The organism is Roseateles sp. (genome assembly GCF_047654785.1).
GTDB lineage: Bacteria > Pseudomonadota > Gammaproteobacteria > Burkholderiales > Burkholderiaceae_C > Pelomonas.
The window spans coordinates 746060-766651 of the sequence record NZ_JASGKQ010000001.1; the positions used below are offsets into that span (position 1 = coordinate 746060).

A 20592-nucleotide genomic window follows, 5' to 3' on the forward strand; every position below is an offset into this window, starting at 1 on the left:
AGTACCGACATGACCCAGAGACAAGCCCCCCGATCCGCCGCCCGCCCGGCCCTGAGCCTCGTGATGGCCGCCACGCTGGCCCTGCTCGGCGGCGCCGCGCAGGCGCAGACCGCGCCGGCCGACGACAAGAAGCCGGACGCCGACGAGCTGCAGCGGCTGGACACCGTGACCGTCACCTCCAACCGCCGGCTGGAGACGGCGCAGAAGGTGTCGGGCGTCGTGCAGTCCATCGGCGGCGAGCAGCTGCGCAAGGACGGCATCACCGAGCTGCGCCAGCTGCAGGGCGCCATCCCCGGCCTGAGCATCGCCAACCAGGAGGGCAATGCCGAGATCTACATCCGCGGCGTCGGCTCGGCCAACAACACCGAGCTGGGCGACCCCGGCGCCGCGCCGCACCTGAACGGCGTCTACATCCCGCGCCCGCGCGGCCTGGGCCTGATGTTCTACGACCTGGAGCGCGTCGAGGTGAACAAGGGCCCGCAGGGCACGCTGTACGGCCGCAACGCGCTGGCCGGCACGCTCAACATCATCAGCGCGCAGCCGCGCCTGGGCCAGTTCGGCGGCTACGCGCAGGCCGACGTGTCCAACCGCGACGGCCACGGCGTCGAGGGCGCGGTGAACCTGCCCCTCGGCACGGATGCCGCGCTGCGCATCGCCGCCTACCAGAGCAAGAAGGACTACGGCTTCACCAACGTGTCGACCGATGCGCAGGCCCGCCAGCTCCAGCCCGCCGGGCTGGAGGACAACAACGCGCTGCGCCTGTCCGCCCGCTGGGAGCCGACCGAGGCGCTGCGCTTCAGCCTCGTGGCCGACAGCGGCCGCGAGCGCGGCACCGGCTACCCGGGCGCCAACATCTTCAGCGCCGTGACGGCCAGCGGCCTGCGGCCCGAAGACCTGGACCTGCGCCACGTGGCCTACCGCGGCCAGCAGGGCGACATGCGCAACGACCTGTGGGGCGTGCTCGGCAAGGTGGAGGCCGACCTCGGCCCCGTCAGCCTGGAGTTCAACGCCAGCCGCCGCTCGGTGGACTTCTGGCAGCGCAACGGCCAGGCCGACGGCATCGCCTGGCCGGGCCGCGACCTCGGCGCCATCCAGTACGACAACAGCTCCACGCAGTACTGGCAGACGCTGTCCAAGAGCAACGTCTACGAGCTGCTGCTGCGCTCCAACGACGACCAGCAGCCGCTGCAGTGGACGGCGGGCGTCTTCCACTTCGACGAGAAGCAGGCGGTGGGCTATCTGTCGCTGGCGGACCGCGGTTGCTGCTACTGGGGCACCGAGTTCACGATGCCCGACGTGCGCGGCAAGTCCACCGCCGCCTACGTCGATGCGACCTACAAGGTGGCGCCGCAGTGGCGCGCGCTGGCGGGCTTCCGGCGCACCCAGGAGAGCAAGTCGCGCTACGGCATCGGCGGCAACGTGGGCGCGGTGCTGGGCGGCGAGAACTGGGACTGCTGCTACGCCACGCGCTGGGGCACCGATGGCTTCCAGCCGGCGCTGCTGGCGCGCCCCAACTTCGACATGGGCCAGGTGACGACCGACGCGCAGAAGGCGCAGTTCATCCTCGAATCCATCCTCACGCCCGGCGCGCGCGACGTGCTGCGCCAGCAGCTGCTGCCGCTGGCCAACGGCAGCAACCCGCTCGGCCAGTGCGTGGACCGCCCCGACGTGAACGACAACGGCCGCCTGTCCTGCCCCACCACCACGCCGGGCAACACCAACGGCGGCTTCGCCTACGTCGCGGACCTGGCCGTGCCCAAGCAGCAGTACGGCAGCAGCAAGGCCCGCTACAACGACTTCCGCATCGGCGTCGAGCACGACCTGGGCCGCGACGCGATGGTCTACGCCAAGTTCTCCACCGGCCACAAGGCCGGCGGCTTCAACGACGTGTTCGAGACCTCGCCCATCCCCGAGGTCTACGGCCCCGAGAAGCTGAGCGTGCTGGAGCTGGGCAGCCGCAACGTCGTCGAGGTGATGGGCCGCCGCGCGGTGGCCAACCTGTCGGGCTTCTTCTACGACTACAAGAATCAGGTGTTCCAGGACCTGACCTGCATCCAGATGAACACGCAGGTCACGCCCAACACCTGCAGCGGCTACTCGCTGGTCAACCGCAACATCGGCGCCTCCCGGCTGTACGGGCTGGAAGGCGAGCTGCGCCTGCCGCTGCCCGCCGGCTTCTCGCTGGACGTGAACGCGGTGCTGCTGCAGACCAAGATCCGCAACGCCGTGGTGGCCGATGCGCGCGCCATCGACTATGGCCAGGGCGGCAAGGCGCCGAACATCGACCTGACCGGCAACCAGCTGCCGCTGGCGTCCAAGGTCAACCTGTCGGCCCGGCTGCAGCAGGTGTTCGCGCTGGGCGCCGGCAAGTTCGACTGGCAAGCGCTGCTCAGCTACCGCTCGGCCTACTACCTGACGCAGTACAACGAGCGCGACGTCGTCACGCTGGGCGGCACCCGCACCGACGCGCTGGCCGCCGGCTTCCCCGACCGGCAGAAGGGCTACGCCACGCTCAACCTCGGCGTCGGCTACACCTTCGACCGCTACCGCATCGAAGCCTTCGGCAGCAACGTGACCAACGAGCAGGCCTCGACCAAGGCGCTGGTGGGCTCGGCGCTGAACGTGCGCTTCCTGAACGACGCCCGCAGCTACGGCCTGCGCGCGCGGGTGAACTTCTGAGGCGGCCGGCATGACCCCGATCCGCCCCGCCATCGCCGCCGCGCTGCTGCTCGCCGCGGCCGCCGCGCCGGCCGCCGGCTTCTTCGACGACTTCGACGGCACCGGCGGCGCCGGCCCCGCCTGGGAGACGGCCACCTGGCACAACGGCCCGCCGTTCGGCTGCGGCTTCGCCTACAGCGAGGTGTGGAAGGACGCCGGCCGCATGGTCCTCAACGTGAACGCCGGCACCGGCCGCTGCGGCGAAATCCGCACGGTGCAGAAGTTCACCTACGGCAAGTTCACCGTGCGCCTGAAGGCCAGCGACTTCGCCGGCGGCAACACCTCGTTCTTCCTCTACACCGGCGACGCCGGCACCGCCAGCCACCACGAGATCGACATCGAGCTGATCAAGGGCGGCACGGTGCTGCACACCAACGTGTGGAAGGCCGGCGTCCAGCACTACCGGCAGTTCCCCATCGCCGCCGGCTGGCAGACGCTGGGCTTCGAATGGCGCGAGGACTCGGTGCGCTGGTTCGCCGTCGACGCGCAGGGCGGCGAGACCACGCTGCGCCGCCAGGCCATCGCCGTGTCCACGCCCATGCAGCTGATGCTGAACCACTGGCGCGGCGACGACGGCGCCGACGCGCTCAGCTTCCTGGGCCGCTGGAGCGGCGGCGGCGGGCCGGCGTATTACGACTGGGTCAAGGTGGAGTGACAGGGGCCTTGCGCGCCGAGTCAATATGATGCGCGCCGTTTTTGCAGGAGTTGCGCATGGCCATGGACGTTGTCGATTACGAGATCAAGGGCGCCGAGATGCAGTTCGTCGAGGTCGAACTGGACCCCGGCGAGGCGGCCATCGGCGAGGCGGGGTCCATGATGTTCATGGACGCCGGCATCGCCATGGACACGGTGTTCGGCGACGGCTCGGCCGGCCAGGGCGGCGGCCTGCTCGGCAAGCTGCTGGGCGCCGGCAAGCGGCTGGTGACCGGCGAGTCGCTGTTCACGACGATCTACACCAACCAGGGCACCGGCAAGCGGCGCGTGGCCTTCGCCGCGCCCTATCCGGGCAAGATCCTGGCCATGGACCTGCGCCAGCTCGGCGGCACGCTGATCTGCCAGAAGGACGCCTTCCTGTGCGCCGCGCGCGGCGTGTCGCTGGGCATCGCGCTGCAGAAGAAGCTGTCCACCGGCTTCTTCGGCGGCGAGGGCTTCATCATGCAGAAGCTCGAGGGCGACGGCCTGGCCTTCGTGCATGCCGGCGGCACCGTCGTGCGGCGCACGCTGCAGCCGGGCCAGGCGATGCTGGTGGACACCGGCTGCGTGGTGGCGTACACGCCGGGCGTGAACTTCGAGATCCAGTACGTCGGCAAGATCAAGACCGCGCTGTTCGGCGGCGAGGGCCTGTTCCTGGCCAGGCTGACCGGCCCGGGCGAGGTCTGGCTGCAGAGCCTGCCGTTCTCGCGGCTGGCCTCGCGCATCTTCGCGGCGGCGCCGCAGACGGGCGGCGGCGGCCGCGAGGAGGGCTCGGTGCTGGGCGGCTTTGCCGGCGCCGGCCTGCTCGGCGGGCTGCTGGGCGGCGACGACGAGTGACCCTAAGAGCGGCTAACACAACCCTGTCATCGTCAGGCGGTTGAAGTGCGTTTGACGGTACATGGGTCGAACCAAGAACAAGGAAATCAGCGCGGCGCTGTTCAAGAAGATTGAGCCACTGCTGCCGGTATTCGTGCCCTCGGTCAAGGGCGGTCGTCCACGGGTGAGCGACGAGATGGCTCTGAACGGCATCCTGTTCGTGCTGCGCACCGGCATCCCCTGGGAAGAGTTGCCCCAGGAACTGGGCTTCGGCAGTGGCATGACCTGCTGGCGGCGACTGCGCCAATGGCAGGATGCCGGTGTGTGGCACCAATTGCATATGCTGTTGTTGGCCGAACTGCGTAGCGCCGGGCGGCTGGACTTCAGCCGAGCCAGCCTGGACGGGGCCAGCGTGCCCAGCCCCCGGGGGGCTCGCACACTGGCCCCAACCCCACGGACAGAGGAAAACTCGGCAGCAAACGTCACATCATCACGGACCGCCAGGGCATCCCGCTGATGTTCTGCGTGACCGGAGCCAACCGCCACGACTCGGTGGTCTTCGAGCAGTTGATCGATGCCTTGCCCGATGTGCGAGGAAAGCGTGGAAAGCCGCGCCGCTGGCCCGACAAGCTGCACGCGGACAAGGGCTACGACTTTGCACGCTGTCGGGAGCACCTCAAGCGCCGAGGCATCCAGGATCGGATCGCCCGCAGGGGTATCGAGCGCAACGACCGACTCGGGTGCCATCGCTGGGTCGTCGAACGCACGCATGCTTGGCTGGCCGCCTTCGGCAAGCTGCGCGTGCGTTTCGAGCGAAGCGTTCATACCCATGTGGCCTTGCTATCCCTGGCGTGCAGCGTCATCTGCGTGCGAGCATTGATTCAGTTTTGTTAGCCGCTCTAAATCCGGCAGTTGACCGCTTGCCATTCATCGAAAGTCCCGGTGTTTCAACACCTTGCCGCCCATGCGGAGATCACCAGGTCGGTGAGCACCGCTGCATGCCCGCTGGTCTGGCGCTGCGAGCCGCTGGCGGCGTTGCTCATCCTCGCGGGCATGAGCCCGCAGCGTCGTCGCGCCTTGCCAGCGACCCGCCTCGCCAGCCCCTCGGGCATGCCCAACTGCCGGATTTAGGGTGACTTGACCTGGCGCAGGTCGGCGCATCCACCCCCCGGTAAACTGCGCGGCGCAGGGCGGCAACGGGCCGCCCTTTCCTTTGGAGAGCTGGATGTTGCGCAGTTGGGCGGTGGCGTTGGGGTGGGTGGCGGCGCTGGGCGCCCAGGCGCAGCAGGTCCAGCCAGCCCCTCAGGCCCTCCAGGCGCGCCCGCCGCTGTTCGTGCTGAACTCGCTGAGCGCCGACATCGCCGTGGTCGATCCGGCCAGCTTCGCGGTCGTCAAGCGCATCCCGACCGGCAAGGAGCCGCACCACCTCTACCTGTCGCCGGACGAGCGGTCGCTGATCGTCGCCAACGCGCTGGGCGACTCGCTGACCTTCGTGGACCCGCGCACGGCCGAGGTGCAGCGCGTGGTGCGCGGCATCCCCGACCCCTACCACCTGCGCTTCTCGCCGGACATGAAGTGGCTCGCCACCGCCTCCAACCGGCTGGACCGCGTGGACATCTACCGCTGGCAGGGCAGCATCGCGGCCGAGCCGCTGCAGCTCGTCAAGCGCATCCCCGCGCCCAAGACGCCCAGCCACCTGAACATCGACACCCGCAGCACCACGCTCTACGTCAGCCTGCAGGACAGCGACGAGTTGCTCGCCATCGACCTCGCCACGCAGACCGTCAAGTGGAAGGTGCCGGTGGGCAAGATGCCGGCCGACATCTACCTGTCGCCGGACGACCGGCACCTGCTGGTCGGCCTGACCGGCGACAAGGTCGTCGAGGTGTGGGACGTCGGCGGCGCGGGCCCGAAGCTGGTCAAGCGCATCCCCACCGGCGCGGGCGCGCACTCGTTCCGCGCCTGGGGCGACAAGCGCCACGTGCTGGTGTCCAACCGCGCGGCCAACACCATCAGCAAGATCGACCTGGCCACGCTGGCCGTGGTGGACCAGTACCCCGCGCCCGCCGGCCCGGACGACATGGAGCTGCTGACCGACGGCCGCACGCTGCTCGTCACCTCGCGCTGGGCCGGCAAGGTCACGCAGATCGACACCGCCACGCGCAAGGTCGTGCGCCAGGTCAAGGTGGGCAAGTCGCCGCACGGCATCTGGACGCTGGACCATCAGCCCAGGCTATGAAGGCGCTGCTCCTCGCGCTCGTGGCCACCGCGGCCGCGGCGCAGCCACGCTGCGACAAGCCGGTCTACCTGACCTTCGACACCGGCCACATGGGCGTGGCGCCGCTGATTGCCGAGACGCTGAAGCGGCACGGCGCGAAGGCGACCTTCTTCCTCGCCAGCGAGCCGACCAAGACCGGCGGCACGACGCTGGACGACGTCTGGGCGCCGTGGTGGCGCGAGCGCGCGGCCGAGGGCCACGACTTCGGCGCCCACACCTGGGACCACGACGTCTTCCTGGCCGACCTGCCCGACGCCGACGGCCGGGTCACCCGCTTCCGGTTCCGCACCCAGGCCGGCGTCAACCCGCCCGTGGTGCGCGAGCTGAGCGCCGCGCAGTACTGCGCCAGCCTGAAGAAGGTGGGCGAGCGCTTCACGGCGATGACCGGCCGGCCGCTCGGGCCCATCTTCCGCGCGCCGGCCGGCCGCACGTCGGCGGCGCTGCTGGACGCGGCCCGGGCCTGCGGCTTCACGCACGTGGGCTGGAGCCGCGCGGGCTTCCTCGGCGATGAGCTGTCCAGCGCCGCCCATCCCAACGCGCAGCTGCTGGAGAAGGCGCTGCGCGACATCCGGCCCGGCGACATCCTGATGGCCCACCTGGGCATCTGGGAGCGGCAGGACCCCTGGGCGCCCGCCGTGCTGGAGCCGCTGCTGGCCGGGCTGGCGCAGCGGGGCCTATGCTTCGCACCGCTGCGGGAGCATCCCCGCTATGCGCCCTTGTTCGCGCCGCGCCCGAAGAAGCCGTGATCGACTGGATTTCCAACACCTTCGACAACCTGCAGCTCGCGCTGTACGAGAGCGTCGTGCAGCCGGTGGTGTTCGGCCTGGGCTATGGCAACCTGCTGGAGGACGCGTTCGACGCCACCGGCTGGCTGCTGCTGGGGCTGGTGCAGGTGGCCGTGCTGCTGCTGGGCATCGGCCTGCTGGAGCGGCGCTGGCCGGTGGAGCCGGTCACCGACCGCGCGGCCGTGCGGGTGGACGTGGTCTACACGCTGATCCACCGGCTGGGCCTCGTGCGGCTGCTGCTGTTCTTCAGCGTCGGGCCGCTGTGGGACGCGGCGGCCGGGCAGCTGCGCCTGGCCGGCCTGCCCACCTGGCAGCTGGACGGGATCTGGCCCGGCGTGACCGACCGGCCCTGGGTCAGCCTGCTGCTCTATCTGGTCGCGTTCGACTTCGTCGGCTACTGGCTGCACCGCTGGCAGCACGGCTGGAACTGGTGGTGGGCGCTGCACAGCCTGCACCACAGCCAGCGCCAGATGACGATGTGGAGCGACAACCGCAACCACCTGCTGGACGACGTCATCACCGCCACCGTGTTCGCGCTGCTGGCGCGGCTGATCGGCGTGGAGCCGGGGCAGTTCGTCGCCATCACCGTCGTCACGCAGCTGCTGGAGAGCCTGCAGCACGCCAACCTGCGTTGGAGCTTCGGCGCCGTCGGCGAGCGGCTGCTGGTGAGCCCGCGCTTCCACCGCCGCCACCACAGCATCGGCATCGGCCACGAGTCCGGCGGCCGCGGCACGCTGGGCGGGCACAACTTCAGCGTGCTGCTGCCGGTGTGGGACCTGCTGTTCCGCACCGCCGATTTCCAGGACCGCTTCGACGCCACCGGCGTGCGCGACCAACTGCCCGAGGAAGGCGGCCGCGACTACGGCCGCGGCTTCTGGCGCCAGCAATGGCTGGGCCTGGCCCGGCTCGCCACCTCTTACCGAAAGTCCCCCTGATGCAAGGCCTTGCCGACTCCTTCTGGCGCGCCGCCGCCTACTGCCTGCACCCGCGCGTCATCGCGCTGTCGCTGCTGCCGCTGCTGATCTCCGGCGCCGGGGTGTTCGCGTTCATGTACTTCTACTGGGAGGCCGCCGTCGCCACGGTGCGCGCCACGCTGGAGAGCTGGCTGCTCGTCGAGAGCCTGCTGCGCTGGCTGGACTCGTTCGGCCTGCAGTCGCTGCGCATCGCGCTGGCGGCCATCGTCGTGCTGGCGGCGGTGCTGCCGGTGGTCGTGCTGCTGAGCCTGCTGCTGGTGGCGCTGTGCATGACGCCGGCCATCGTGCGCCTGGTGGCCGAGCGCCGCTTCCCGACGCTGGAGAAGAAGCGCGGCGGCACGCTGCTGCACAGCGTCGCCGCGTCGCTCGGCGCGACGCTGGTGGCGCTGGCGCTGCTGATCCTGTCCATCCCGCTGTGGCTGATCCCGCCGCTGGTGATGGTGCTGCCGCCGCTGATCTGGGGCTGGCTGACCTACCGCGTGTTCAGCTTCGACGTGCTGGCCGAGCACGCCTCGGCCGAGGAGCGGCGCGAGCTGCTGCAGGCGCACCGGCTGCCGCTGCTGACGATGGGCATCGTCTGCGGCTACCTGGGCGCCGCGCCGTCGCTGATCTGGGCGTTCGGCGCGATGGCCGTGGTCTTCGCGCCGGTGCTGGTGCTGGTGGCGATCTGGCTCTACACGCTGGTGTTCGCCTTCTCCACGGCCTGGTTCGCGCACTACGCGCTGGCGGCGCTGCAGGCCCTGCGGGCGCAGCGGGCCGAGCGGGAGCTGCGCCCGGCCGAGCCGGTCGCCGTGCCGGTGTCCGAGGTGCTGCTGGTGGAAGACGGCTCGTCCGGGAGCGCGCGATGAACGTCGGCCTGCTCATCATTGGCGACGAAATCCTGAGCGGCAAGCGCCAGGACTCGCACCTGGCCCGCTTCATCGCGCTGCTGGCCGAGCGCGGCATGCAGCTGGCCTGGGCGCAGTACCTGGGCGACGACCGCGAGTTGCTGACCGCGCGGCTGCGCGAGGCCTTGGCCAGCGGCGACCTGGTGGTCAGCTGCGGCGGCATCGGCGCGACGCCGGACGACCACACCCGCCAGGCCGCTGCCGCCGCGCTGGGCCGGCCGCTGGCGCCGCACCCCGAGGCCTGCGAACTGATCTGGCAGCGCATCCAGCAGATGGCCGCCGAGCAGGGCCGGGCCGCCAGCCGGGACGAGCCGGACAGCCGGCGCCGCTTCGAGATGGGCAGCTTCCCCGAAGGCGCCGGCATCATCCCCAACCCCTACAACCGCATCCCCGGCTTCTTCGTCGGCGACGTGTACTTCGTGCCGGGCTTCCCGGTCATGGCCCACCCGATGATGGCCTGGGTGCTGGACCGCTACCCGCAGCTGCACCGCGAGCCGGGCGTGCGGGAGCGCTCGCTGATCGTGCAGGGGGCGATGGAGGCCAGCCTGACGCCGCTGATGGAGCGCATCGAGGCGGACTTCGCCGGCATCAAGGTCTTCAGCCTGCCCAGCGTGGACCACCCGCGCTGGGGCCGCTGCATCGAGCTGGGCGTCAAGGGCGACGGCGAGCGGCTGTCCCCGGCCTACGACGCACTGAAACAAGGCGTGATCCAGTCTGGTGCCAACATAAGCACCGAGATGGTGCGATAGCGGCCGGCCGCGCGGGGCGCCGCCCCATAATGCCGGCGGCCCGCCGGGGCAACCCATGTAGGTGCGCACTGGCATGCAACCTGCTTTGAATCTCTCCGTGGCCGCAGGCACGCGCTTGCGGCGGCAACCACCCACCCGATCCCGCTAGGAGCTATTGATGGCCAAGACCGTCGCCGACGTGATGAACATCGTCAAGGAAAACGAAGTCAAGTTCGTCGACTTCCGCTTCACCGACACCCGTGGCAAGGAGCAGCACGTCACCGTGCCCGTCTCGCACTTCGACGAGGACAAGTTCACGTCGGGCCACGCCTTCGACGGCTCCTCCATCGCCGGCTGGAAGGGCATCGAGGCGTCGGACATGCTGCTGATGCCCGACCCCAACACCGCCAACATCGACCCCTTCTTCGAAGAGCCGACGCTGATCCTGTCCTGCGACGTGGTGGACCCCGCCGACGGCAAGGCCTACGAGCGCGACCCGCGCTCGCTGGCCAAGCGGGCCGAGGCCTACCTGAAGAGCAGCGGCCTGGGCGACACCGCCTTCTTCGGCCCGGAACCCGAGTTCTTCATCTTCGACAGCGTGCGCTGGGGCAACGAGATGTCCGGCTCGTTCTTCAAGATCGAGTCCGAGGAAGGCGCCTGGAACTCTTCCAAGGAATACGAGCACGGCAACAGCGGCTACCGCCCCACCGTCAAGGGCGGCTACTTCCCGGTGCCCCCGGTCGACAGCGGCCAGGACATGCGCTCGGAGATGTGCCTGATCCTGGAGCAGATGGGCATCCCGGTCGAGGTGCACCACCACGAGGTCGCCAACGCGGGCCAGATGGAGATCGGCACCAAGTTCAGCTCGCTGGTCCAGCGCGCCGACTGGACGCAGCTGCAGAAGTACATCATCCAGAACGTCGCCCATGCCTACGGCAAGACGGCGACCTTCATGCCCAAGCCGCTGGTCGGCGACAACGGCTCCGGCATGCACGTGCACCAGTCCGTGTGGAAGGACGGCAAGAACCTGTTCGCCGGTGACGGCTACGCCGGCCTGAGCGACTTCGCGCTGTACTACATCGGCGGCATCATCAAGCATGCCCGCGCGCTGAACGCCATCACCAACCCCGGCACCAACAGCTACAAGCGCCTGGTGCCCGGCTTCGAGGCGCCGGTCAAGCTGGCCTACTCGGCCAAGAACCGCTCGGCGTCCATCCGCATCCCCTACGTCGCCAACCCCAAGGGCCGCCGCGTCGAGGCGCGTTTCCCGGACCCGTCCGCCAACCCCTACCTGGCCTTCAGCGCGCTGCTGATGGCCGGCCTGGACGGCGTGGAGAACAAGATCCACCCGGGCGAAGCCGCCACCAAGGATCTCTACCACCTGCCGCCCGAGGAAGACGCGAAGATCCCGACCGTCTGCCACAGCCTGGACCAGGCGCTGGAGTACCTGGACAAGGACCGCGCCTTCCTGACCAAGGGCGGCGTGTTCACCGACGCCTACATCGACGCCTACATCGAGCTGAAGATGCAGGAAGTGACCCGCTTCCGCATGGCGACCCACCCGGTCGAGTTCGACATGTACTACGCGCTGTGATGGCCGCAGGCGGCACGCCGGCCGTCGCCCCATGCCGGGGCCTCGCGCTGTCCGCGGCCGCCGCCATCCCCGTGCGAGGGGGCCGCTGCGGCGGCCCCTTTTTCATGTGGCCGGCTGAGCCACAATCCCGCCATGCTGATCCGACTGCTGGCACCGCTGCTCGTCGTTGCAAGCCTGGGCGCGCAGGCCCAGGGCACGGTCTACCGCTGCCCCGGCCCGCCGGTGCTCTACACCGACACGCTGTCCGCCCGGGAGGCCGTCGAGCGCGGCTGCCGCACCATCGAGGGCACGCCCATCACCATCATGCAGACGGCGCGGCCGCGCGCGCCGGGCGCCGCGCCGCCGGCCTCGGGTGGAGCGCGCGGTGCTGAGACCCGCGTCGATGCCGGCCAGCAGCGCGCCCGCGACGACGAGCGCCGCAGCGTGCTGCAGGCCGAGCTGCGCGCCGCCGAGGAGCGCCTGGCCAACGCGCAGCGCGAGTTCGGCAACGGCCAGGGCGAGCGGCGCGGCGACGAGCGCAACTACCAGAAATTCCTGGACCGCATGGCCGAGCTCAAGGACAACGTCGCCCGCCACGAGGCCGACGTGCAGGCGCTCAAGCGCGAGATCGCCAAGCTGCCCTGACACCCGGCCCGGCGCCGGGCTGCGCCATGACTGACGCCTTGCTGCTGCCGCCCGACCTCGCCGGCCTGGACCTGCTGGCGACCATGGTGGTGGTCGTCAACGCCCGCGGCGAATGCCTGTTCGCCAACGCCGCCTTCGAGGACGGCATGCGGCTGTCGCGCCGCACCGTGCAGAAGGCGCTGCTGCCCGACTGGTTCGGCGACGCGCAGCGCCTGACCGAGACCATCGCCGGCGTCGCCGCCAACCAGTACTCCAGCAGCCGCTTCGACGCGGTGCTGCGCCGCGCCTGGGCGCATGACGAGGGCCTGCCGGTCCATGTCATCGTCTCGCAGATGGATGCCGGCGGCGACGGCGCGCCGCGCGTGCTGGTGGAGCTGATCGAGATCGCCCAGCAGGCCCGCCAGGACCGCGACGAGCGCTCGCTCGACCAGGTGCAGGCCACCAAGGAGCTGACCCGCAACCTCGCCCACGAGATCAAGAACCCGCTGGGCGGCATCCGCGGAGCGGCGCAGCTGCTGGCCATGGAACTGCAGGACGGCAGCCCCGAGCTGCTGGAATACACCCAGGTCATCGTCCACGAGGTGGACCGGCTGCAAAGCCTGGTGGACCGGCTGCTCGCGCCGCACCGCCGCGCGCAGGTGGTGGGCGACGTCAACATCCACGAGATCTGCGAGCGCGTGCGCGCGCTGGTGCTGATCGAGCATCCGCGCGGCCTCGACATCGCGCGCGACTACGACACCTCGCTGCCCGACTTCCGCGGCGACCGCGAGCAGCTCATCCAGATGGTGCTGAACATCGTGCAGAACGCCGCCCAGGCGCTGGCGCCGCGCATCCCGGCCGGCGACGCGCAGATCGTGCTGCGCACGCGGGTCGCGCGGCAGGTCACCATCGGCAAGCAGCGCTGGCGCTTGGCACTGGAATTGCATATCGAGGACAACGGTCCCGGCGTCCCCGCCGAGATCCGGGACCGCATCTTCTTTCCCCTGGTGTCGGGGCGGGACGGCGGCTCGGGCCTCGGCCTCACGCTCGCGCAGACGATCGCCCAACAGCACCAGGGAATGATCGACTGCGAGAGCGAGCCGGGCCTGACGAATTTCCGAATCACGTTGCCGTTGCCCTGAGCCCACGAGGTCGGGGGCGCGGCAGAGGAACCGCATGAAATCCATCTGGGTTGTTGACGACGACCACTCGATCCGCTTCGTGCTCGAGAAGGCCCTGGCCCGCGAAGGGCTGCCGGTGCGCAGCTTCAGCAATGCGCGCGACATGCTTGCCGCGCTGGACGACGACAGCCCGCAGGTGCTGGTCTCCGACATCCGCATGCCCGGCGGCTCGGGGCTGGAGCTGCTGGCCAAGGTCAAGGCGCGGCTGCCGGCGCTGCCCGTCATCATCATGACGGCCTATTCCGACCTGGACAGCGCCGTGTCCGCCTTCCAGGGCGGCGCCTTCGAGTACCTGCCCAAGCCCTTCGACCTGCCGCGCGCCGTGGAGCTGATCCGCCGCGCGCAGGAGGAAAGCCAGCGCGAGGCCGGCGAGCAGGAGGCCGCCGCGCAGGTGCCCGAGATGCTGGGCCAGGCACCGGCGATGCAGGACGTGTTCCGCGCCATCGGCCGGCTGTCGCAGAGCAACGTCACGGTCATGATCACCGGCGAGAGCGGCTCCGGCAAGGAACTGGTGGCCCGCGCGCTGCACAAGCACAGCCCGCGCGGCGAGGGCCCCTTCGTCGCCATCAACACGGCCGCGATCCCGAAGGACCTGCTGGAGAGCGAGCTGTTCGGCCACGAGCGCGGCGCCTTCACCGGCGCCCAGGCCTCGCGGCGCGGCCGCTTCGAGCAGGCCGACGGCGGCACGCTGTTCCTCGACGAGATCGGCGACATGCCCTTCGAGCTGCAGACGCGGCTGCTGCGCGTGCTGTCCGACGGCCAGTTCTACCGCGTCGGCGGCCACAGCCCGATGCGCAGCAACGTGCGCGTCATCGCCGCCACGCACCAGAACCTGGAGGAGCGCGTGCGCCAGGGCGCGTTCCGCGAGGACCTGTTCCACCGCCTGAACGTCATCCGGCTGCGGCTGCCGCCGCTGCGCGAGCGCCGCGAGGACATCCCCGCGCTGGCCCGCCACTTCCTGCAGCGCAGCGCGACCGACCTGGGCGTCGAGCCCAAGCGTTTGTCGGACGCCGCGCTGGCCGTGCTGACGGCGTTCGAATTCCCCGGCAACGTGCGCCAGCTGGAGAACATCTGCCACTGGCTCAGCGTGATGGCGCCCAGCCAGGTGGTCGAGCCCAAGGACCTGCCGGACGAGGTGCAGCCCGGTCACGCCGCCGCCGCACTGCCGCCGCCGGCCCCGGCCGCCGCAGTGGCCGCGCCGGGCGTCGCGGCCCCGCCGGCCGCCGCGCCCGCCAGCACCAGCAGCGGCGGCTGGCTGGCCGACATGGCCGCCGACGCCCGCACCCGCCTGGCCGCGGGCGACACGGACGTCTGGGACGCGCTGACGCGGCGCTTCGAGGCCCAGCTCATCCTGACCGCGCTGGACCTCACCCGCGGCCGCCGCATCGAGGCCGCGCAGAAGCTCGGCATCGGCCGCAACACCATCACGCGCAAGATCCAGGAGCTGGGTCTGGACGTCTGATCGGGCCCGCCCCCGGCAGCGGGCGCCCGGTCAGCGGGCCGCCTGGTCCAGCCAGACCGCCAGGCCTTGCGCGTTCAGCTCGGCGTCCAGCGCCAGCCATTCGGCCGCGTCGGCGCCGGCCGGGTGGCCGTGCGCGCGCAGGCGGGCCAGGCAGGCGTCCAGCAGCGCGGCCTTGAGCCGGGCGTGGCGGTCCGGCGCCGCGGCCAGCGGCCGGGCCAGCGCCACCATCTCGTCCACCTGCGCCAGCAGCTGCGCGGCCAGGTGCTGCACGGCCGCCTCCGAGCCGCCGATGCGGCCGTAGTGCGTCACCAGCATGGCCAGCGGCCGGGCCGCCAGCAGCCGGGCGACGGTGGCCTTCAGCGCGTCGGGGTCGAACTGCACGGGCGTCGTCGTCGGCAGGACCCAGGCGCGGCCGTCCACGTCGAATTCGCGGTAGGACAGGCCGAAGGTGTCGCCCGTGAACCAGCTGCGGCTGGCCTCGTCCCAGACGGCATGGTGGTGGCGCGCATGGCCGGGCGTGTCGATGAGGCGCAGCGGCCGGCCGGCGAGGTGGATGAGCTGCCCGTCGCTGGACGCCTCGGCCCGCCCGGCCGGCACCGGCACCAGCTTGCCGTAGCTGCGCTGCATCTCGGCCTCGCCGTACACGGCCAGCGCGCCCAGCCACAGCGCCTTGGGGTCCACCAGGTGGCGCAGGCCGCGCGGATGGACGAGCGCCCGCGCGTTGGGCAGTGCCTCCATCAGCAGGCCGGTGCCGCCGGCATGGTCCAGGTGGACGTGCGTGGGGATGACCCAGTCCACCGCGTCGCGCGCCAGGCCCAGCGCGTCCAGCGCGGCCAGCAGGCGCGGCACCGCGTGGTTGGTGCCGGTGTCGATGAAGGCGGCGCGGCCGTCCTGCACCAGCAGGTAGGCGGCGTCGAAGCGCGGGCGCTGGAAGCCGGTGTCGATGGCGTGGATGCCGTGGCCGAGGTCTTCGATGAAATCAAGCATTGCGGGGCTTCCTAGAATCGCCGGTCACGATAGCCGAAGGAGTCCGCGGTGGCGGTGCACGAGATCCTGAAGATGGGCGACCCGCGGCTGCTGCGCGTCGCCAGGCCGGTCACCGCGTTCGGCACGCCGGCGCTGAAGGCGCTGATCGCCGACATGTTCGAGACCATGGCCGCCGCCAGCGGCGCCGGGCTGGCCGCGCCGCAGATCGGCGTGGACCTGCGGCTGGTGATCTTCGGCTACGCGAAGAACCCGCGCTACCCGGACGCCCCGCCCGTGCCGCCCACCGTGCTGATCAACCCGGTCATCGAGGTGCTGGACGGCGGCCGCACCGAAGGCTGGGAGGGCTGCCTGTCGGTGCCCGGCCTGCGCGGCATCGTCGAGCGCGACGAGCGCATCCGCTACACAGGGTTCGACGCCGACGGCCAGCCCATCGACCGCACGGTGGACGGCTTCCACGCCCGCGTCGTGCAGCACGAGTGCGACCACCTGGACGGCATCCTCTACCCCATGCGCGTCACCGACTTCACCCGCTTCGGCTTCACGTCGGTGCTGTTCCCGGACCTGGATGCGGATACCGACGATTGAAACGTTTGTAAGCCTTGTCCACCGCCGGGGGCGCCCACGCGTTGGCGCCGCGCAAAGGAGTCTCGCCATGGCCACGTCCGCCACATCCCCGCTCGTCCTGACCCGCCGCCGCTGGCGCATCCTGGCGCTGTCGCTGCTGGTGGCCCTGGTGCCCGCGGCGCGCGCGCAGGACGGCGACCGCGACCCGCCGTCGCGCGCGGCCCGCGTGGTCGAGGTGGTGGGCGACGCCTGGCTGTTCGACCAGGACACGCGCGAGTGGACGCGCCTGACCCGCAACCAGACCGTCGGCGAGGGCGACCGCGTGCGCACCGACGAGCGCGCGCGGCTGAGCCTGCGCGTGGGCTCCACCACGCTGTGGGTGGACGAGCGCAGCGACATGGAGTTCAGCCAGCTCGACGACGGCCAGACGCTGCTGCAGCTGGACCGCGGCGACGTCGCCGTGCGCCTGCGCTCGGCCGAGAACGCCGCCGAGACGCGGCTGCGCACCCGCGAGGGCACGGCCCAGCCCGAGCGCGAGGGCCTGTACCGCGTGGAGCAACTGGACCGGGGCAGCAAGGCCTATGTCTGGCAGGGCCGGCTGCGCTTCGACTGGGCGCGCGGCGCCGCGCCCGTGTATGCCGGCGCGGGCGAGCAGCTGGAGCTGTGGTGGCCCGACGGCCCGCGCGCCGAGCGCTCGCCGCTGCACGGCGACGGCTTCGGCGACTGGGTGCTGGCCCAAAGCCGCGAGGAGGGCGACCGGCCCGTCGCCCGCCACGTGTCGCCCGAGATGACCGGCGCCGAGGACCTGGACCGCTACGGCCGCTGGGAAACCGCGCCCGACTACGGCACCGTGTGGGTGCCGACGACGCTCGGGGTGGCCGACTGGGCACCCTACCGCTACGGCCGCTGGACCTGGTCGCGCCTGTGGGGCTGGACCTGGGTGGACGACGCGCCCTGGGGCTTCGCGCCCTTCCACTACGGCCGCTGGGTGCAGTGGGGCGGGCGCTGGTGCTGGACGCCCGGGCCCTATGTACACCGGCCCGTCTATGCGCCGGCGCTGGTGGGCTGGGTGGGCGGCGGCGCGGTCAGCGTCGGCATCACCGTCGGCGGCCGCACGCCGCCGCCGCGCTACGGCTGGTACCCGCTGGCGCCGCGCGAGGTCTATGTGCCCGCCTACCGCCACACGCCGCGCTACGTGAGCCGCGTCAACGACCCGCGCGACCTGCGCGACCCGATCACCGTCCGGCGCCCGAACCGCTACCGCGACGTGCCGGCCGCCATCAGCATGCTGCCGGCGCCGGGCGGGCGCATCGAGGCGCTGCCGGTGCGCCGGGAGCGGGGCGGCGGCGCGCCCGGCTGGGTCCGCCCGCTGCCCGTGGCGCCCGGCCGCGGCGACCTCGGCGCGCTGCTGCCCGCCGTGCCCACGCGGCCGGCCGATATGCAACCGCCGCGCCGGGGCGAGCGCCTGCCGGTGAGGCCGCAGCCGCAGCTGCCGGTCGCCCAGCCGCCGCAGCCGCCGCGCGGCGGCGACGACCTGCCCTGGCGCCTGCAGCAGCAGCGCGAAGCCCAGCAGCAACAGCGCCTGGACGCGCAGCAGCGCCTGCAGGACCAGCAGCGCCAGCGCCGCGACGAGATCCAGCGCTTCGAGGAACGGCAACGCCAGCAGCATCAGGACGAGCAGCAGCGCCAGCGCGACCAGGTGCAGCAGCAGCGCGACCAGCAGCTGCAGCGCGGCGAGGTCCTGCGCCAGCAGCAGGAACAGCAGGAGCAACGCCGCCGCGAGCAGGCGCAGCAGATGCAGATGCAGCAACAGCAGCAGCAGCTGATGCAGCAGCAACAGTTGCAGATGCAGCAGCGCCAGCAGGAGCAGCAGCGCCGCGAACAGGCACGGCAGCTGCAGATGCAGCAACAACAGCAGCTGATGCAGCAACGTCAGCAGGAGCAGCAGCGCCAGCAGGAACTGCAGCGCCGCATGCCGCCGCAGCAGGAGCAGCCGCGTGCCCAGCTGCCGCTGCGCCAGCCGCGCGGCGAGGACGGCGGCCCGCGCCGGCCCGACGCGCTGCGGCGCGAGGAGCGCTGAGGGCTACAGCAGCGGCCGCAGCGCCGCCCAGACGTTGTCCAGCATCAGCGCGTGGGCCCGGGCGAGCGGGTGGATGCGGTCCGGCTGGAACCAGTCCGCCGCGTCCGGCCGGTCGGCCACGCCCTTCAGCAGGAAGGGCACCAGGCCGGCCTGCGCCTGCCGCGCGGCCTGGGCGAACAGCGCCTCGAAGTCGCGCGTGTAGGCGGCGCCGTAGTTGGGCGGCACCTGCATGCCGACGATGAGCACCCGGGCGCCCGCCGCCTGCGCGGCGCGCGCCATGGCCAGCAGGTTGTCGCGCGTGCCGGCCAGCGGCAGGCCGCGCAGCGCGTCGTTGCCGCCCAGCTCCAGGATGACGATGGCAGGCCGGTGCGCGCGCAACGCCGCCGGCAGCCGGCTGCGGCCGCCGGCCGTCGTGTCGCCGCTGATGCTGGCGTTGACGACCCGGTGCGGCTTGTTCTGCGCGGCCAGGCGCTGCTGCAGCAGCGCCACCCAGCCGCTGCCGGCCGGGATGCCGTACTCGGCCGACAGGCTGTCGCCGACGACGAGGATGACCGGCGCCGCCCCCGCCGCCGGGGCGGCCGCCGCAGTGCCGGCGGCGAGCACCCCCAGGCTAAAGTGCGCCACCACCCACCGCCGCCGCAGTCCCGACATGCCCGAAGCCCTCGTCCAAGTTGATCAGATCACCAAGCGCGTCCACGACGCGACCGGGGAGCTGACGATTCTGCATGACATCAGCTTCACGCTGGCCGCGCGGGAGTCGGCGGCCATCGTCGGCGCGTCGGGCTCGGGCAAGAGCACGCTGCTGGCCATCCTGGCGGGCCTGGACCTGCCCAGCAGCGGCACCGTGCGGCTGCGCGGGCAGGACCTGTTCGCGCTGGACGAGGACCAGCGCGCCGCCGTCCGCGCGCGCGAGCTGGGCTTCGTGTTCCAGAGCTTCCAGCTGCTGCCCAACCTGACGGCGCTGGAGAACGTGATGCTGCCGCTGGAGCTGCGCGGCGAGCGCGACGCGCGCGAACAGGCCGCCGCGATGCTGGGCCGCGTGGGCCTGGCCGAGCGGCTCGGGCACTACCCGCGCGTGCTGTCCGGCGGCGAGCAGCAGCGCGTGGCGCTGGCGCGCGCCTTCGTGCAGCGGCCCGCGCTGCTGCTGGCCGACGAGCCCACCGGCAGCCTGGACTTCGCGACCGGCGCCGCGGTGATGGCGCTGATGTTCGAGCTGAACCGCGAGGCCGGCACGACGCTGGTGCTGGTCACGCACGACCGCGAGATCGCCGCGCGCTGCGAGCGGCAGCTGCGCATCGAGGCGGGGCGGCTGGCCGACTGACGCAAGACGCAAAAAAGCCCGCCGAGGGCATCGGCGGGCTCCGGCAGCCACCGCGCTCCAGCGGGAGGCTTACTTGCTGAAGGTGTAGTCGGTCTTGGCCTTCTTGATCAGGCCGTCCTGGAACTCGGCCAGCTTCTGCTGCTCGATGCGCTGCTTGATCTGCGCCTTCACGTCGTCGAAGGCCGGGAAGGTGGCAGGGCGGGTGTCTTCCAGCTTGATGATGTGGAAGCCGAACTGGCTCTTGACCGGCTCCTGCGTCATCTCGCCCTTCTTCAGCGCGGTCATGGCCTTGCTGAACTCGGGCACGAAGTTGTTCGGGTTGGCGAAGTCCAGATCGCCGCCGTTTTGCGCCGAGCCGGTGTCCTTGGAGTTGGCCTTGGCCAGTTCCTCGAAGCTGCCGCCGGCCTTGATCTTGGCGATCAGCGCCTTGGCGTCTTCTTCCTTCTCGACCAGGATGTGGCGGGCGCGGTATTCCTCGCCGCTGTTCTGGGCCTTGAACTTGTCGTACTCGGCCTGCGCCTCGGCGTCGGTCACCGGATTCTTGGCGCGGTAGTCGTCCATCAGGCCGCGGATCAGGATGTTCTGGCGGGCGAAGTCGAGCTGCGCCTTGTAGTCGGCCGTCTGCGGGATGCCGGCCTTCTCGGCGGCCTGCACCAGGATCTCGTTGCGCACGACGACGTCCTTGACCTGGGCCTCCAGCTCCGGCGAGCGCTGCTGCTGGCCGCTCTTGGTGACCTGCTGGATCAGCGCCTCCACGCGGGCCTTGGGCACGGGCTTGCCGTTGACGGTGGCGATGTTCTGCGCGACGGCAGTGGCCGGTGCCAGGGCCGAAACGAGGGCCGCGACGGTGGCGGCGAGCGCAAACTTCTTCATGGATGGGGAAGGGGGTGAGGCTAAAAAAATCGCGCCGCCGGGACGGCG

At 71.3% G+C, this 20592-nt stretch carries 19 protein-coding genes; 16 read left to right on the forward strand and 3 right to left on the reverse strand.

Annotation, left to right across the window (positions count from 1 at the left end):
- Positions 1-9: 9 nt before the first annotated feature.
- The 13 genes from QM788_RS03495 to ntrC all read left to right on the forward strand — a co-directional run bounded on the left by QM788_RS03495 (position 10) and on the right by ntrC (position 14719).
- A complete protein-coding gene (locus QM788_RS03495; protein WP_415660069.1) occupies positions 10-2679 on the forward strand; it encodes a TonB-dependent receptor in 2670 nt (889 codons plus the stop codon).
- Between the two features lie 10 nt (positions 2680-2689).
- Positions 2690-3373: a family 16 glycosylhydrolase gene (locus QM788_RS03500; RefSeq protein ID WP_415660070.1), complete on the forward strand. Its 684-nt coding sequence runs from the start codon at positions 2690-2692 to the stop codon at positions 3371-3373.
- A gap of 56 nt (positions 3374-3429) precedes the next feature.
- Entirely contained in the window at positions 3430-4248 is an 819-nt protein-coding gene (locus QM788_RS03505) for a TIGR00266 family protein (protein WP_415660071.1), read from the forward strand.
- A 61-nt stretch (positions 4249-4309) separates the two neighbouring features.
- Positions 4310-5121 (forward strand): IS5 family transposase gene (locus QM788_RS03510; protein ID WP_415659607.1). Its coding sequence is split into 2 segments (ribosomal slippage): positions 4310-4640 and positions 4640-5121, totalling 813 coding nucleotides; the frame shifts between segments, so codons are not numbered across the junction.
- Between the two features lie 331 nt (positions 5122-5452).
- On the forward strand, positions 5453-6466 hold the full coding sequence (locus tag QM788_RS03515; RefSeq protein WP_415660072.1) for a YncE family protein: 1014 nt from the start codon (positions 5453-5455) through the stop codon (positions 6464-6466).
- Positions 6463-7251 (forward strand): polysaccharide deacetylase family protein, encoded by a 789-nt coding sequence (locus QM788_RS03520; protein ID WP_415660073.1) that lies wholly within the window; start codon positions 6463-6465, stop codon positions 7249-7251. Before QM788_RS03515 ends, QM788_RS03520 begins: the two co-directional genes overlap by 4 nt.
- Entirely contained in the window at positions 7251-8225 is a 975-nt protein-coding gene (locus tag QM788_RS03525) for a sterol desaturase family protein (RefSeq protein ID WP_415660314.1), read from the forward strand. Before QM788_RS03520 ends, QM788_RS03525 begins: the two co-directional genes overlap by 1 nt.
- Complete coding sequence (locus QM788_RS03530; protein ID WP_415660074.1) at positions 8225-9112, forward strand: EI24 domain-containing protein; 888 nt, start codon at positions 8225-8227, stop codon at positions 9110-9112. Before QM788_RS03525 ends, QM788_RS03530 begins: the two co-directional genes overlap by 1 nt.
- On the forward strand, positions 9109-9900 hold the full coding sequence (locus QM788_RS03535) for a competence/damage-inducible protein A (protein WP_415660075.1): 792 nt from the start codon (positions 9109-9111) through the stop codon (positions 9898-9900). Before QM788_RS03530 ends, QM788_RS03535 begins: the two co-directional genes overlap by 4 nt.
- Before the next feature lie 157 nt (positions 9901-10057).
- Positions 10058-11473 carry a type I glutamate--ammonia ligase gene (gene glnA, locus QM788_RS03540; protein WP_415660076.1) on the forward strand — a complete coding sequence of 472 codons (1416 nt, stop codon included), beginning with the start codon at positions 10058-10060 and terminating at the stop codon, positions 11471-11473.
- Between the two features lie 132 nt (positions 11474-11605).
- On the forward strand, positions 11606-12097 hold the full coding sequence (locus QM788_RS03545; protein ID WP_415660077.1) for a hypothetical protein: 492 nt from the start codon (positions 11606-11608) through the stop codon (positions 12095-12097).
- A 26-nt stretch (positions 12098-12123) separates the two neighbouring features.
- The gene (gene glnL, locus QM788_RS03550; RefSeq protein ID WP_415660078.1) at positions 12124-13218 is read left to right on the forward strand and encodes a nitrogen regulation protein NR(II); all 1095 of its coding nucleotides are present in this window, start codon (positions 12124-12126) and stop codon (positions 13216-13218) included.
- 34 nt (positions 13219-13252) lie between these two features.
- A complete protein-coding gene (gene ntrC, locus QM788_RS03555; protein ID WP_415660079.1) occupies positions 13253-14719 on the forward strand; it encodes a nitrogen regulation protein NR(I) in 1467 nt (488 codons plus the stop codon).
- A 30-nt stretch (positions 14720-14749) separates the two neighbouring features.
- On the opposite strand, the gene QM788_RS03560 is transcribed toward ntrC, so the two are convergent.
- Complete coding sequence (locus QM788_RS03560; RefSeq protein ID WP_415660080.1) at positions 14750-15706, reverse strand: MBL fold metallo-hydrolase; 957 nt, start codon at positions 15704-15706, stop codon at positions 14750-14752.
- Between the two features lie 48 nt (positions 15707-15754).
- On the opposite strand from QM788_RS03560, the gene def reads away from it, so the two are divergent.
- Positions 15755-16291, forward strand: coding sequence for a peptide deformylase (gene def, locus QM788_RS03565; RefSeq protein WP_415660081.1), 537 nt, complete (start codon positions 15755-15757; stop codon positions 16289-16291).
- A 67-nt stretch (positions 16292-16358) separates the two neighbouring features.
- Complete coding sequence (locus QM788_RS03570; RefSeq protein ID WP_415660082.1) at positions 16359-18350, forward strand: DUF6600 domain-containing protein; 1992 nt, start codon at positions 16359-16361, stop codon at positions 18348-18350.
- A gap of 3 nt (positions 18351-18353) precedes the next feature.
- On the opposite strand, the gene QM788_RS03575 is transcribed toward QM788_RS03570, so the two are convergent.
- Entirely contained in the window at positions 18354-19001 is a 648-nt protein-coding gene (locus QM788_RS03575; protein ID WP_415660083.1) for an arylesterase, read from the reverse strand.
- Here QM788_RS03575 and QM788_RS03580 point away from each other — a divergent pair.
- Positions 19000-19671 carry an ABC transporter ATP-binding protein gene (locus QM788_RS03580; protein ID WP_415660084.1) on the forward strand — a complete coding sequence of 224 codons (672 nt, stop codon included), beginning with the start codon at positions 19000-19002 and terminating at the stop codon, positions 19669-19671. The genes QM788_RS03575 and QM788_RS03580 overlap by 2 nt on opposite strands.
- Before the next feature lie 69 nt (positions 19672-19740).
- Here QM788_RS03580 and QM788_RS03585 read toward each other — a convergent pair whose 3' ends face one another.
- Entirely contained in the window at positions 19741-20544 is an 804-nt protein-coding gene (locus QM788_RS03585; RefSeq protein ID WP_415660085.1) for a peptidylprolyl isomerase, read from the reverse strand.
- Positions 20545-20592 lie beyond the last annotated feature (48 nt).